A 14,109-nucleotide genomic window follows, 5' to 3' on the forward strand; every position below is an offset into this window, starting at 1 on the left:
CGGCCCCTTAAAGGACCGGTCTATCTTTTTAGGAAGACAGAGGATGAACTGATGCACATCCAGCAAGCCGGCGTCGAACGGCGCAGCCGGGCGGCGATGGTCCTGACCACCGGCCTCTTCTTCCTGTGGGGAGTGGCGAACAACCTCAACGACGTGCTGATCGCCCATTTCCGGCACGTCTTTTCGCTGTCGGATTTCCAGTCGGGCCTGGTCCAGTCGGCCTTCTATCTCGGCTATTTCTGTTTCGCCATTCCCGCCGCGCTGGCGGCCGAGCGGCTGGGCTATAAGGCGACGGTCATCCTTGGCCTGCTGCTGTTCGGCGGCGGCGCGCTGCTGTTCCTGCCGGCCTCGACGCAACTGAGCTATGGCTTTTTCCTGTTCGCCCTGTTCGTAATCGCCAGCGGCCTGGCCTTTCTGGAAACGGCCGCCAATCCGATGGTCGCGGCGATGGGACCGGTTGAGGGGGCGGCGCAGCGCCTCAACCTGGCGCAGGCGTTCAACCCGCTGGGGTCGATCGCCGGCGTGGCGCTGGGTGCGACGCTGATCCTGTCCGATGCGCCACAACAGGGCGCGGCGGGCGCGGCGGCGGTGCAACTCCCTTATCTCGGTATCGCGGCGGTCGTGCTGGGCTGGGCCGCGGTGCTGGCCTTCACCCGCTTTCCTCGCGCCGCCACCCAGGCAGACGGCAGCGGCGGGTCGGCGCTGGCGGGCTATGGCGCGTTGCTTCGGCGGCCGCGCTACATGGCGGGAGTGGCCGCGCAATTTTTCTATGTCGGCGCGCAGGTCGGCATCTGGAGCTACCTTATCCGCTATGCGCAAAGCGTCATGCCCGGCATCGGCGCGCAAAAGGCGGCCTGGCTGCTCACCCTGTCGCTAGCGCTGTTCATGATCGGCCGTTTCATCGGCGCGGCCTTGCTATCCCGGTTCGACGGCGCGCGGCTGATGGTGCTTTTCGCGGCGATCAATATCATCCTGTCGCTGGTGGCGGTGGCGGGCGGCCTCGTCGGCCTTGTCGCGCTGGTGGCGACCAGCTTCTTCATGTCGATCATGTACCCGACCATCTTTGTCCTGTCGCTGCGCGGCTTGGGACCACTGACCAAAGCGGGTGCATCGATGATCGTGATGGCTATCATCGGCGGCGCGGTGCTGACCATGGCGATGGGCCTGCTGTCCGACCTGGCCGGTACGATCCGCGCGGCGATGATCGTGCCAGCGCTCTGCTTCGCGGTCGTGGCGCTGTACGCTCGCGCCGCGCGGCGGGAGGGGGCGACATGATCCCCAATTTGGGTATGGGCACCGCGCCCATCGGCAACCTCTATCGCGCCGTCAGTGACGCGGAGGCGCGCGTTACGCTGGACGCCGCCTGGGACGCGGGCATCCGCTATTATGACACCGCGCCCCATTATGGCTTCGGCCTGGCAGAACGGCGGCTGGGCGCGATGCTGGCGGAACGCGATCCCAAGCGCGAAGCGGTCCTGTCGACCAAGGTCGGCCGTCTGCTGGCACCGACCGATGCGCAGGGCGAACGGCACGGTTTCGTCGATGCCGATCCCTATGATCCGGTCTTCGACTATGGCCATGACGCGGTGCTACGATCTTTCGAGGGCAGCTGCGCGCGGCTTGGCCGCGACCGGATCGACCTGCTGCTCGCCCATGATCTCGGCCGGGCGACCCATGGCGACGATCACGACCGCCACCTGCGCGCCTTCCTGAACGGCGGCTACCGCGCAATGCGCGACCTGCGCGATGCGGGCGCGATCGGCGCGATCGGCATCGGCGTCAATGAAGTCGCGATCTGCGACGAGATACTCGACCATGTCGCACTGGACATGATCCTGCTTGCCGGGCGCTATACGCTGCTCGATCGCAGCGCGGAGCGGTTGCTGGCGCGCTGCGCGGCGTTGGGCGTGCAGGTCATTATCGGCGGCCCCTATAATAGCGGCATATTGGCGCGCGACCTAACCGGCCCGCTGCATTTCGACTATGCCGCCCCCAGCGCGGACATAATGGCCAAGGCGCAGCGCCTGTCGGACGCCTGTGCCGCCTTCCATGCTTCGCTGCCCGCCGCAGCGTTGCAATTCCCGCTCCGCCATCCCACCGTCGTCAGCGTCATTCCCGGCTTGGTCGGCGTGGGTCAGGTCGCCGACACGATCGCGCGCTTGTCCACCCCGATGCCTGATCCGCTCTGGCCCGCGCTAGACGCCTCACTGAAAGAGCTTCCCATGTTGCAGGACGACGCACGCCTGATCCTGCTGCATCCGGACGATAATGTCCTGATCTGCGTTCGCGCAATCGAAGCGGGCGATATCCTTCCGGTATCGGGCGGGACGATCCCCGCGCGCGAGGGCATCGCCATCGGCCACAAGATCGCCCGCGCGCCGCTGAGTGCCGGGGACAAGGTCATCAAATATGGCGCGCCGATCGGGTCGATGACCGCCAATGCCGTCAGCGGCGACTGGGTGCACATGCATAATATGAAAAGCGACTATATTAGCAGCCACACGCGCACCGCGCTGGAGGAAGGCGCATGATAGAGGCCTGGCTCCGGCAGGATGGGCGCAAGGGCATCCGCAATGTCGTTGCGGTCGCCTATCTGGTCGAATGCGCGCATCATGTCGCACGGCGGATCGTGGACAAGGCGGACGATCCCGACGTCCAGCTGATCGGCTTCCCCGGCTGCTATCCCAATGCCTATGCGGCCAAGGTGATGGAGGCGATCGCCACCCATCCCAATGTCGGCGGCCTCGTGATCGTGTCGCTGGGGTGCGAGAGTTTCAATCGAGAGCGGCTGCTGGCGGTGGCGCGGGCGAGCGGGCGGCCCGCCGAATTGCTGGTGATTCAGGAAACGGGCGGCACCGCCGCGACGATCGCAGCGGGCGTGGAAGCGGTGGCGCGGGTGCGCGCGGCCATCGCCGATGTGCCGCGCGGGCCGATGGGCGTGGAGGAACTGATCGTCGGCACCATCTGCGGCGGGTCGGACGGGACCAGCGGCATCACCGCCAACCCGGCAGTCGGCCGCGCCTTCGACCGGCTGGTCGCGGAAGGCGCGGCCTGCATTTTCGAAGAAACGGGCGAATTGGTCGGCTGTGAGACGATCATGGCCGACCGCGCCCGCACGCCGGAACTCGCCGTCGCGATAGAGGAATGCGTGCAGAAGGCGGAACGCTATTACACGATCATGGGCTTTGGCAGCTTCGCGCCGGGCAATGCCGAAGGTGGCCTGACGACGCAGGAGGAAAAGTCGATGGGCGCCTATAGCAAATCCGGCTCCTCGACCATCGACGGAATATTGAAGCCGGGCGACCTGCCGCCCACCGGCGGTCTCTATCTGCTCGACGTGGTGCCCGATGGCGAACCGCGCTTCGGTTTCCCCAATATCTCCGACAATGCGGAAATCGTCGAACTGATCGCCTGCGGCGCTCATCTGACGCTCTTCACTACCGGGCGCGGGTCGGTGGTCGGATCGGCCATATCGCCGGTCATCAAGATCTGCGCCAATCCCGACACTGGCCGCCGCCTGGCCGCTGACATGGACGTCAACGCTGGGCGCATATTGGAAGGCGAGGCCACGCTGGAGCAGGTCGGCACGGAAATCTACGACAAGGTGCTCAGCGTTGCCGCGGGCGAACGCAGTATCTCCGAACAATTGGGCCATCAGGAGTTTATTTTGACCTACAAGGCGTTCGATCCCATCGGTCCCGACTGTCTGCCCACAAGGACCCGCGCATGAGCGCGCGGCTCGCGGGCAAGGTGGCCCTCATCACAGCAGCAGCGCGGGGCATCGGCCGGGCAACGGCGCAGCGCTTCGTGGCGGAAGGCGCGCAGGTGATCGCGACTGACCGGGACCGCGACGCGCTCGACGGGCTGGAAGGCTGCGACCTGCGCGCGCTCGACGTGACTGACGGTGCGGCGGTGCGGGCGCTGGCGCAGGAGGTGGGCGCGATCGACATCCTCGCCAATATCGCGGGCGTGGTCCATGCCGGCAACATCCTCGAATGTCCTCAGAAAGATTGGGATTTCGCCCTTTCGCTCAACATGACCGCCATGTATCACACGATCCGCGCGTTCCTGCCCGGCATGGTGGAGAGGGGCGCGGGATCGATCGTCAACATGTCCTCCATCGCCAGTTCGGTGAAGGGCATCCCCAATCGCTTCGCCTATGGCGCGAGCAAGGCGGGCGTCATCGGCCTGACCAAGGCGGTCGCCGCCGATTTCGTCGAACAGGGCGTGCGCTGCAACTGCATCTGCCCCGGCACGATCGACACGCCCTCGCTGCAACAGCGCCTCCATGACACTGGCGATTATGCGGCGGCACAGGCGGCCTTCGCCGCGCGCCAGCCGATGGGCCGGCTTGGCCGGGCGGAGGAGATTGCCGCGCTGGTGCTGTACCTCGCCAGCGACGAAGCGTCCTTCACCAGCGGCGCGGTCCATGTGATCGACGGCGGCTGGGTCAATTGATGCGGCACGTCCTGCTGATCGACCTGGCCGACGACGCGGCGGCCATCGCGCACTATGAGGCGTGGCACGCATCCGGCGCGCTGCCGCCCGCAATCGCCGCCAGCATCCGCGCGGCCGATGTTACCGCCATGGACATCTACCGCAGCGGCAACAGGCTGGTCATGGTGATGGACACCGGCCCCGGTTACGATCCCGCGACCAAGGCGGCGGCCGACGACGCCGACCCGGCGGTGCAGGCCTGGGAAGCGCAGATGGATGCTGTCCAGCGCCCGCTGCCCTGGGCCAAGCCCGACGCCAAATGGATGCAGGCGGCCCGCATCTTCTCTCTTGATGAACAGCCCTGAAAGGCACCTTGATGACCCTCACCCGGACCCTGATCGCCGCGTCCCTGCTGCTCGCCACCCCTGCTCTTGCGCAGGGCGACACGCCCCATATCGCAACCAAAGCGGGCCGCCACGCACTGATTGTCGATGGCGCGCCTTTCCTGATATTGGGCGGGCAGGTCAATAACAGCAGCAATTATGCCGCACCGCTGGCAAAGGTCTGGCCGGTGCTGGACCGGATCGGCGCGAACACGGTCGAAGCGCCGATCGCCTGGGAGCAACTGGAGCCACAGGAGGGGAAGTTCGACTTCAGCTTTGTCCAGACTTTGCTCGATGAGGCGCGCAAGCATGACAAGCGCATCGTCCTGCTATGGTTCGGCGCCTGGAAGAATACCGGCCTGTCCTATACGCCCGACTGGGTGAAGCTCGACAATCGCCGTTTCCCGCGGATGAAGACGAAGGACGGGCAGGATCATGGCGTACTCTCGCCCCATGGCGCGGCGACGCTGGCGGCGGACAAGCGCGCCTATCTGGCGCTGATGACCTATATTCGCGACCATGACGCCCAGAATACGGTCATTCTGGTGCAGCCGGAAAATGAAGTCGGCAGCTATAAAAACCCCCGCGACTACAGCCCCGCCGCGCAGAAGCTGTTCGACGGCCCGGTGCCGGCGACCCTGACGAAGGCGCTGCAAAAGCCCGGCGGCACCTGGACGACCGTTTTCGGCGACACGGCCGACCGCGCCTTCAACACCTGGCACACCGCCCGCTATATCGAGGCTCTGGCCAGCGCCGGCAAGGCGATCAAGCCGCTGCCCATGTATGTGAACGCGGCGCTCGGTGACCCGTTCGGCAAGCCCGATCCGCAGGCGTTATCGAGCGGCGGGCCGCAGGGCGACGTCATCGACATCTGGAAGGCGGCGGCCCCCTCGATCGATTTCGCCGCACCCGATATTTACGACCGGGCCAGCCGCAACGTCTTCAAGCATCTCGATCTCTACACGCGGCCCGACAACGCGCTGATGGTGCCGGAAATCGGCAATGCCGCCGAATATGCCCGCTATTTCTGGGCGGCGCTGGGACGCGGCGCGATCGGCTTCGCGCCGTTCGGCATGGATGATACTGGCTATTACAACTATCCATTGGGGGCCAAGCGCCTGGACGACGCCACGCTGGATGCTTTCGCGCAGAAATATCGAGCCTTAGCCTCCGCGCCCTGGGCCAAAATCGCCTTCGATCATCCGGTCTGGGGCGCAGCCAAGCCCGACGACGGCGCGCCCGTCAGCACGACCATGGGCGACTGGACAATCACCGCCAGCTTTGGTCAATGGCAATTCGGCCAGCGCAACTGGTTCCCCAAGGCCGACCTGCCGGCCTGGGCGACCGAACCGACCGGCGGCGCGGTGGTCGCGCAAGTTTCGGCCAACGAATTTCTCTTCACCGGCGACCATGTCCGCCTGAACTTCGCCGCCAGTCAGGGCAGCGCGCCGGGCGGCATGATCGTCAAGGTGGAGGAGGGCCATTTCGACAAGGACGTCTGGATCATGGACCGCATCTGGAACGGCGACCAGACCGATTATGGCCTGAACCTGATTGACCAGCCGGTGTGGATCAAGGTGACGATGGGCCGCTATCGGTAACGCCTTAACAGTTCGCAGCGCCGTAGAAGCGCTGCGAACTGTCTAACTCCCTGTCTTAATCAAGCCTTCAGATCAAACCGGTCGGCATTCATCACCTTCGTCCAGGCGGCCACGAAGTCCTTTACGAACTTGCTGCCCGCGTCGGACGACGCATAGACTTCCGCCAGCGCGCGTAGCTGCGAATTAGCGCCGAAGGCCAGGTCGGTGCGCGTCGCCGTCCACTTCTCCGCATGGCTGGCGCGGTCGGTGCCGACGAACGTCTCGTCGCTCGTGTCGTCCACCTGTTTCCAGGCGGTGCCCATGTCGAGCAGATTGACGAAATAGTCGTTGGTCAACTGCCCGACCCGGTTCGTCAGGACGCCATGCTTCGAGCCGCCATGATTGGCGCCCAGCACCCGCAGCCCGCCGACCAGCACAGTCATTTCCGGCGCGGACAGGCCCAGCAGCTGCGCCCGGTCGACCAGCAGCTCCTCCGTCGGCACATTGTAGCGCGTCTGGAGATAGTTGCGGAAACCATCGGCCTTTGGCTCAAGCACGTCGAAACCGTCGGCATCGGTCTGCTCGGCGCTCGCATCGGTACGGCCCGGCGTGAAGGGGACGGTCAGGTCATGGCCCGCCGCCTTCGCCGCCTGTTCGATGCCCACACTGCCGCCCAGCACGATCAGGTCGGCGATCGACGCGCCGCTCTCGCTGGCGATGCCTTCATAGACCGCCAGCACTCGCGCCAGCTGCGCCGGTTCGTTGACGTCCCAGTCCTTTTGCGGGGCCAGGCGGATGCGAGCACCATTCGCCCCGCCGCGATGGTCCGACCGGCGATAGGTGACGGCAGATGCCCACGCGGTCTTGACCATATCCTGCACCGACAGGCCCGACGCGGCGATCTTCTGCTTGAGCGCGGCGACATCCGCCTCGCCTAGCGCCGGTCCGGTCGCGGCGGGGATCGGATCTTGCCAGATCAGGTCTTCGGCCGGGACTTCGGGGCCAAGGTAGCGCACCTTTGGCCCCATGTCGCGATGACACAGCTTGAACCAGGCGCGGGCGAAGGCGTCGGCGAAATAGGCGGGATCGGCACGGAACCGCTCCATCACCGCGCGATAGGCCGGGTCAAACTTCATCGCCATGTCGGCGGTGGTCATCATCGTCGGCACCTTGACGCCGGGCGTATGCGCCTTGGGGGCCAGCGTCTCCTCCGGGTTGCCGACCGGCTGCCACTGTTTCGCACCCGCAGGACTGCGCACCAGTTCATAGTCATGGTCCAGCAGCATGTCGAAATAGGTCATGTCCCACGTGATCGGCGTCGGCGTCCACGCGCCCTCGATCCCGCTGGTGATAGTATGGTCGCCCATGCCGCTTTCATGACCGCTCTGCCAGCCCAGTCCCTGCTGCGCGATGTCCGCCCCTTCGGGTTCCGCGCCGACCAGCGATGCGTCGCCCGCGCCATGCGCCTTGCCGAACGTATGGCCGCCAGCCGTCAGCGCCGCGGTTTCCTCATCATTCATGCCCATCCGCGCGAAGGTTTCGCGAATGTCGCGGCCCGACTGGAGCGCGTCGGGATTGCCGCCCGGACCTTCGGGATTGACGTAGATCAGGCCCATCTGGATCGCAGCCAGCGGGCTTTCCAGCGCCATTTCCTTGTCCGGCTGAATGCGGGTTTCATTGCCGTCCTGGCCGACCCATTGTTCCTCGGTGCCCCAGTAGATGTCCTTTTCCGGTTCGAACACGTCGGCGCGGCCGCCGCCGAAGCCGAAGACGGGTCCGCCCATCGACTCGATCGCGACATTGCCGGCCAGGATCATCAGGTCGGCCCAACTCAGCTTCTGGCCATATTTCTGTTTGATCGGCCACAGCAACCGACGCGCCTTGTCCAGATTGCCATTGTCCGGCCAGCTATTGAGCGGGGCGAAGCGCTGCGACCCGGAAGACGCGCCGCCGCGCCCGTCGCCTGTGCGATAGGTGCCCGCGCTGTGCCAGGCCATGCGGATGAAGAAGGGCCCATAATGGCCGTAATCGGCCGGCCACCAGGGCTGGCTGTCGGTCATGAGCGCCGTCAGGTCCGCCTTGACCGCATCATAATCGAGCGATTGGAACGCCGCGGCATAATCGAAATCTTCGCCCATCGGATCGCCCGACAGGCCATTCTGCTGGAGGATTTCAAGCGACAGCTGGTTGGGCCACCAGTCGCGGTTGGTGCGGCCGAGCAAGGTGCGCCGCGCCGCGGGCTCCTTCATCGGGCATCCCAGCGGATCAGAGGTTTTGGCATCCATGTCTTCTCTCCTGCTTCAAGTCCCTGCTGCATTTTGTAGGAGCATAGCCCAGCCGAACAAAGCCGGGAATATCGCTTTGTCTGATCGATAATATGAGTGGAAGGCAGGGTGATGACGTTTCATGATCGTAAGGAACTTCCGGGTCGGTCGGGCGCTGATGCGAGCGGAGGTGGTCACATGGCAGCACGCGCATATTGGCAGGGGCAAATTCGGCTGGCCCTTGTATCTATCCCGGTGGAAATCTATCCGGCCACCCGCTCCGGCGCAGCAATATCCTTTCGCCAGATCCATGAGCCGACCGGCAAGCCAATCAGCTATGAAAAGGTCGTGCAGGGCGTCGGCCCGGTGGACCGCGACGAAATCCTCAAGGGCTTTGAAATTTCCAAAGGCAATTACGTGCTGTTGGAGGAGGAAGAAATCGAGGCGGTAAAGATCGAGAGCCGCAAGACGTTGGAGCTGGTCCAGTTCGTCGAATCCGATGCGATCGACGTCCTCTATTATGAAAAGCCCTATTTCGTGGTTCCGGCAGACGACCTGGCGGAGGAAGCCTATGCCGTGTTGCGCGACGCGCTGCGCCAGACGAAGAAGGTGGGCCTTGGCCAATTGTCGGTGCGCGGCCGCGAACAGCTCGTATCCTTGAAGCCTTGCGGTCGCGGGCTGGTACTGGAAATATTGCGCTATGCCGACGAGGTAACGCGCGCGCAGACCTATTTCCGTAACCTGCCCGACGACAAGGCCGACGCCGATCTGCTAGACCTTGCCACCACTATCATCGAAAAGAAGACCGCGCCCTTCAAGCCGGAGGAATTTCACGATCGCTATGTCGATGCGCTCCAGCGGCTGATCGAGAAAAAGAAAAAGGCCAAGGGCAAGCGGATCATCGAGGATGTCGAGGAGCCTGCCACCGCCAAGAGCGGCAACGTCATCGACCTGATGGCCGCGCTCAAGAAATCGGTCGGGGATGGCGGCAAGGCGACGCCGGCGAAAAAAGCGCCGGCCAAGGCGGCCGCGACTAAGCCCCGCACGCCAGCCAAGCGCAAAAGCGCCTGATCCATGGCCCGCGATCTGCTCGCCGCCTATAATCAGAAGCGCGACTTCGCCCGCACCCGCGAACCGAAAGGCGAAGTGGCAAGAACGGACGGCAACCGCTTCGTAGTCCAAAAACATGATGCGACCCGGCTGCACTGGGATTTCCGGCTCGAAATCGGCGGCGTTCTGAAAAGCTGGGCCGTGACCAGGGGGCCGAGCATCGACCCGGCCGACAAGCGCCTTGCGGTGCGGACCGAGGATCATCCGTTGAGCTATGGCGATTTCGAGGGATTGATACCCGAAGGCGAATATGGCGGCGGCACGGTGATGCTGTGGGATCGCGGCACTTGGCAGCCGGTGGAAGGCAAGAGCGCCAAGGATCTGGAAAAAGGCCATTTGCACTTCACCCTGGATGGCGAACGGATGAAGGGCGAATGGCTGCTGGTCCGCATGAAAGGGCGGCCAAAGGAAAAGCGCGAGAACTGGCTGCTACGCAAGATCGAGGACGCCGACGCGGGCGAAGGCGACCAGTTGGTCGAACGGGCGCTGACCAGCGTGCTGACCGGGCTTTCGATGGCGGAAATCGCGGCGGACAAGGCGGGTGCCCAGTCGCTCGCCGGGGTGAAGGGCAAGGCCTTCGCCGGCAAGATGCAGGCGGCGCGCGATCATAATGAAAAGGTCGCGGCCAAGCCGTGCAAGGTTGGGACCAAGCCGCCTGCCTTCGCTAAGCCCCAACTCGCGACGCTGGTGGACGATGTGCCAGTGGGTAATGACTGGCTGCACGAGATTAAGTTCGACGGCTATCGCGCGCTCGCCGCGGTGGCGGGCGATCAGGTGCGCATCTTCACCCGCAGCGGGCTGGACTGGACGGACAAGTTCCAGCCGCTCGCCGCGGCGATCGCGGCACTAGACTTGCCGCCCGCCTTGATCGACGGAGAGATCGTCGCTTTCGGCGCGGACGGCAATCCCAGTTTCTCTGCGCTCCAATCGGTCCTCAAGCGTGGCCATGGCGCGCAGCGGGACGACACGCCCTTTCAATTCTTCGCCTTCGACCTGCTGTCGCTGGAGGGTCAGGATATGAAGGCGATGCCGCAGATCGAGCGGAAGGAGCGGCTGGAAGCCCTGCTGAAAGCCGCAACTCCGCCGGTTCAGGTCGCTGACCATGTCATCGGCGCGGGCGAAGCGCTCTTCCGCTCGCTGTGCGACGCGGGGCAGGAGGGGATCATTTCGAAGCGGATCGACGCCCCCTATCGCGGCGACCGCACGCGCAACTGGGTCAAGGTCAAGTGCACGCGCCGACAGGAGTTTATTATCATCGGCCGCAGCGCGAGTGCCGCGCGCGGTCGCCCCTTCGCGTCGCTGCTGCTCGCCCAGCATGAGGGCAAGGCGCTGGTCTATAAGGGCAAGGTCGGCACCGGCTTCGACGCGGAAATGATGGATAGGCTCGCCAAGGCGATGACCCCGCTCGAAACGGATAAGGCACCGCTTGAAGTACCCCGGACCGAAGCGCGCGGCGCGACCTGGCTGAAACCCAAGCTGGTCGCCGAAATCGCCTTCGCCGAATTTACCGCCGACGGGCGGGTGCGCCACGCCAGCTTTCTGGGCCAGCGCGCTGATAAACCGGCGAAGGCGGTCGCGCCCGAAAAACCTGCCCCCACGCCCAAGTCTGCCCCAACCGTGACGATCACCAACCGTGACCGCGTCATCTTCCCCGAAAGCGACCAGACCAAGGGCGAACTGGCCGACTATTATGCCGCGATCGCGCCCCTCATGCTACCCTTCGCCGCCCGCCGCCCGATCAGCCTGGTCCGCTGCCCACAGGGCCGGGCGAAAAAATGCTTCTTCCAAAAGCATGACAGCGGCGCCTTCGGCAAGGCGGTGCGCCAAGTGCCGATCCGTGAGAAAGACGGCGGCAGCGAGGATTATATCTATGTCGAGGATGCCGAGGGATTGCTCGCCTGCGTCCAGATGGGCACGATCGAATTTCATGGCTGGGCCAGCCGCACGGACGCGGTGGAACGGCCCGACCGCATGATATTCGACCTCGATCCCGACGAAGGCATGGATTTCGACCGGGTGAAAGCGGCGGCGCAGGACATTCGCGCGCGGTTGTCCGATATCGGCCTCGTCTCCTTCGCCATGCTGTCGGGCGGGAAGGGCGTGCATGTCGTCGTGCCGCTGACGCCGGGCCATGACTGGGAGACGCACAAGGATTTCGCGTCCCGCTTCGCCCAGGCGCTGAGCGCAGCCGAGCCCGACCGCTTCGTCGCGACCATGAGCAAGGCCAAGCGCAAGGACAAGATCTTCATCGACTGGCTGCGCAACCAGCGCGGCAGCACCGCCGTCCTGCCCTATTCGGCGCGCGCCCGCGCCGGGGCACCGGTGGCGATCCCGATCGACTGGGACGAACTCGACGGCATCAAGGACGCGCATCCCTTCTCGATCGGCGACACGGAAACGCTGCTCGATCGTGCCACAAGTCTGAAAGGCTGGGGCTTCGCCGCGCAAGCGTTGCCTGATATTTGACCCGTCAACCCCGCGGCGTAAGGCCACCCAGCGCGATATCGACCAGCTTTTCCGCGACCTCTGCCGGACTCATCGGCCCATCGGGATCATGCCAGCGCGCCGGCCAGTTGAGCGCCCCCGCCAGTGCGAAGGAGGCAAAGCGGATATCCACCGGCGCAATCGATCCGTCTGCGATCCCCTCCGCGATCATCCCGCGCACCGCATCGTCAATCTCCCGCTTGCGCGCGCGGAACTGGATGGCGCTGTCCATCGACAACAGCTCCTCATTGGTGCGGATCACGCAACGGCCGAAATCGTCCATGTTGATGCAGGCATAGCGCAGCAGGAAAGCGCGCAGCCGGTCATGGCCGCTGCCGGGCGCGCGCGCCGCCGCATCCGCGGCGTCGCGCAGCATCGACAGGCCGCGATTGACGCATTCGACCAGCACCTGCTCCTTATTGCCCAGATAATGATAAATGGTCGGCTTGCTGACGCCCAGGCTGGCGGCGACATCGTCCAGCGAGGCGGCATGATAGCCGCGCGCATTGAACATCCGCACTGCGGCCAACAGTACGGCTGCGCGCTTGTCCGCCCGGTCCTGTTCCCGCTCCGCCTTGTTACGGAAGGGGGAGGGCAGGGCGGTGGCAGAAACAGGGACGGCGGATTTGGGCAAGAACATCTCCTTTGAGCATCTGGAGCATTGACAAGAAACCCTCAGATAATCAATATACCCATGGGTAAATAAAATACGAGTGAGTTTATGCTGACCGAGATTCAGGCCGCCATCCGCGACACCGTGCGCGATTTCGCGCAGGAAACGATCCGCCCGCACAGCGCTCGGTTCGAAGCGCAAGGCGGCTATCCGCCCGAACTGTTCCACGACATGGCGGGCCTTGGCCTATGGGGCATGACCGCGCCCGAAGCCTTTGGCGGCGCGGAAGCCGACGCCGTTTCCTATGCCTTGGCGCTGATGGAGATCGCGGCAGCCGACGGCGCGCTCTCGACCATCGTCTCTATCCAGAACTCGATCCTCGTGTCCGGCCTGCTCAAGGATGGCAGCGACGCGCAGAAGGCGCGCTTCCTGCCCGACCTGATCGGCGGGCGCACCATCGGCGCTTTCGCCCTGACCGAAGCTGATGCGGGGTCCGACGCTTCGGCGGTCCGCACCCGCGCCATCAAGGTCGATGGCGGCTGGCGTATCACCGGGTCAAAGCAGTTCATCACATCGGGCAAGATCGCCGACCTTACCATGATCGTCGCCGTCACTGATCCTGATGCGGGCAAGAAGGGTCTGTCCGTCTTCATCGTGCCGACCGACCGGCCCGGCTATGGCGTGGACAAGGTCGAGCATAAGATGGGGCAAGGCGCGTCCGACACCTGCGCCTTGCGTTTCGACGACATGTTCGTGGAGGATGACCTGCTGATCGGTCAGCCAGGGCAGGGTTACCGCATCGCGCTCGCCAATCTGGAAACTGGCCGCATCGGCATCGCCGCCCAATGTGTCGGCATGGCGCAGGCCGCGCTCGACATCGCAGTCGCCTATGCCAAGGATCGCAAGAGCTTCGGGAAAGCCATCATGGAGCATCAGGCGGTGGGCTTTCGCCTCGCCGACCTCGCCACCCGACTAGAGGCCGCGCGGCAACTCGTCCTGCACGCCGCACGGATCAAGGATGCTGGCCTGCCCTGCCTCGCCGAAGCCTCCATGGCCAAATTGTTCGCGTCCGAAGCGGCCGAGGCGATCGTGTCCGGCGCGCTCCAGACGCTGGGCGGCTATGGCTATCTGGAAGAATATGGCGTCGCCAAAATCTATCGCGATGTGCGCGTGTGCCAAATTTATGAAGGTACGTCGGACATTCAGCGCATGGTCATCGCGCGCAGCCTTTAAGCAGG

Annotated in this window: 11 protein-coding genes; 9 read left to right on the forward strand and 2 right to left on the reverse strand. The window is 64.6% G+C overall.

The window, feature by feature from the left end; translation table 11 throughout:
- The first annotated feature begins 51 nt into the window (after positions 1–51).
- The 6 genes from fucP to HHL08_RS04670 are packed head-to-tail and all read left to right on the forward strand — an operon-like array spanning position 52 to position 6,421.
- Positions 52–1,275, forward strand: coding sequence for an L-fucose:H+ symporter permease (fucP, locus tag HHL08_RS04645; protein WP_169571301.1), 1,224 nt, complete (start codon positions 52–54; stop codon positions 1,273–1,275).
- Positions 1,272–2,531, forward strand: coding sequence for an aldo/keto reductase (locus tag HHL08_RS04650; RefSeq protein ID WP_169571302.1), 1,260 nt, complete (start codon positions 1,272–1,274; stop codon positions 2,529–2,531). Before fucP ends, HHL08_RS04650 begins: the two co-directional genes overlap by 4 nt.
- On the forward strand, positions 2,528–3,730 hold the full coding sequence (locus HHL08_RS04655) for a UxaA family hydrolase (protein WP_169571303.1): 1,203 nt from the start codon (positions 2,528–2,530) through the stop codon (positions 3,728–3,730). Before HHL08_RS04650 ends, HHL08_RS04655 begins: the two co-directional genes overlap by 4 nt.
- A complete protein-coding gene (locus tag HHL08_RS04660) occupies positions 3,727–4,458 on the forward strand; it encodes an SDR family oxidoreductase (protein WP_169571304.1) in 732 nt (243 codons plus the stop codon). The genes HHL08_RS04655 and HHL08_RS04660 overlap by 4 nt, the downstream gene beginning before the upstream one ends.
- Positions 4,458–4,802, forward strand: coding sequence for an L-rhamnose mutarotase (locus HHL08_RS04665; protein ID WP_169571305.1), 345 nt, complete (start codon positions 4,458–4,460; stop codon positions 4,800–4,802). The genes HHL08_RS04660 and HHL08_RS04665 overlap by 1 nt, the downstream gene beginning before the upstream one ends.
- Positions 4,803–4,813: 11 nt before the next feature.
- Positions 4,814–6,421 (forward strand): DUF5597 domain-containing protein, encoded by a 1,608-nt coding sequence (locus tag HHL08_RS04670; RefSeq protein WP_169571306.1) that lies wholly within the window; start codon positions 4,814–4,816, stop codon positions 6,419–6,421.
- A 59-nt stretch (positions 6,422–6,480) separates the two neighbouring features.
- Here the strand turns inward: HHL08_RS04670 and katG are convergent, their stop codons facing one another.
- Positions 6,481–8,685, reverse strand: a complete 2,205-nt coding sequence (gene katG / locus HHL08_RS04675) for a catalase/peroxidase HPI (protein ID WP_169571307.1) — start codon at positions 8,683–8,685, stop codon at positions 6,481–6,483.
- Positions 8,686–8,862: 177 nt separating this feature from the next.
- On the opposite strand from katG, the gene ku reads away from it, so the two are divergent.
- Entirely contained in the window at positions 8,863–9,735 is an 873-nt protein-coding gene (ku, locus tag HHL08_RS04680; RefSeq protein WP_169571308.1) for a non-homologous end joining protein Ku, read from the forward strand.
- 3 nt (positions 9,736–9,738) lie between these two features.
- Positions 9,739–12,240 carry a DNA ligase D gene (gene ligD, locus HHL08_RS04685; protein WP_169571309.1) on the forward strand — a complete coding sequence of 834 codons (2,502 nt, stop codon included), beginning with the start codon at positions 9,739–9,741 and terminating at the stop codon, positions 12,238–12,240.
- A 4-nt stretch (positions 12,241–12,244) separates the two neighbouring features.
- Here ligD and HHL08_RS04690 read toward each other — a convergent pair whose 3' ends face one another.
- Entirely contained in the window at positions 12,245–12,892 is a 648-nt protein-coding gene (locus tag HHL08_RS04690) for a TetR/AcrR family transcriptional regulator (RefSeq protein WP_235954834.1), read from the reverse strand.
- Positions 12,893–12,979: 87 nt separating this feature from the next.
- Between HHL08_RS04690 and HHL08_RS04695 the strand changes: the two genes are divergently transcribed.
- Positions 12,980–14,104: an acyl-CoA dehydrogenase family protein gene (locus tag HHL08_RS04695; protein WP_169571311.1), complete on the forward strand. Its 1,125-nt coding sequence runs from the start codon at positions 12,980–12,982 to the stop codon at positions 14,102–14,104.
- Positions 14,105–14,109 lie beyond the last annotated feature (5 nt).

The sequence above is a fragment of the Sphingobium psychrophilum genome, assembly GCF_012927105.1.
Classification (GTDB): domain Bacteria; phylum Pseudomonadota; class Alphaproteobacteria; order Sphingomonadales; family Sphingomonadaceae; genus Sphingobium; species Sphingobium psychrophilum.

Excerpts from the sequence above, each read along its gene's own strand:
- fucP (WP_169571301.1), top strand. The coding sequence starts at position 52 with ATGCACATCCAGCAAGCCGGCGTCGAACGGCGCAGCCGGGCGGCGATG.
- HHL08_RS04650 (WP_169571302.1), top strand. The coding sequence starts at position 1,272 with ATGATCCCCAATTTGGGTATGGGCACCGCGCCCATCGGCAACCTCTAT.
- HHL08_RS04655 (WP_169571303.1), top strand. The coding sequence starts at position 2,528 with ATGATAGAGGCCTGGCTCCGGCAGGATGGGCGCAAGGGCATCCGCAAT.
- HHL08_RS04660 (WP_169571304.1), top strand. The coding sequence starts at position 3,727 with ATGAGCGCGCGGCTCGCGGGCAAGGTGGCCCTCATCACAGCAGCAGCG.
- HHL08_RS04665 (WP_169571305.1), top strand. The coding sequence starts at position 4,458 with ATGCGGCACGTCCTGCTGATCGACCTGGCCGACGACGCGGCGGCCATC.
- HHL08_RS04670 (WP_169571306.1), top strand. The coding sequence starts at position 4,814 with ATGACCCTCACCCGGACCCTGATCGCCGCGTCCCTGCTGCTCGCCACC.
- katG (WP_169571307.1), bottom strand. The coding sequence starts at position 8,685 with ATGGATGCCAAAACCTCTGATCCGCTGGGATGCCCGATGAAGGAGCCC.
- ku (WP_169571308.1), top strand. The coding sequence starts at position 8,863 with ATGGCAGCACGCGCATATTGGCAGGGGCAAATTCGGCTGGCCCTTGTA.
- ligD (WP_169571309.1), top strand. The coding sequence starts at position 9,739 with ATGGCCCGCGATCTGCTCGCCGCCTATAATCAGAAGCGCGACTTCGCC.
- HHL08_RS04695 (WP_169571311.1), top strand. The coding sequence starts at position 12,980 with ATGCTGACCGAGATTCAGGCCGCCATCCGCGACACCGTGCGCGATTTC.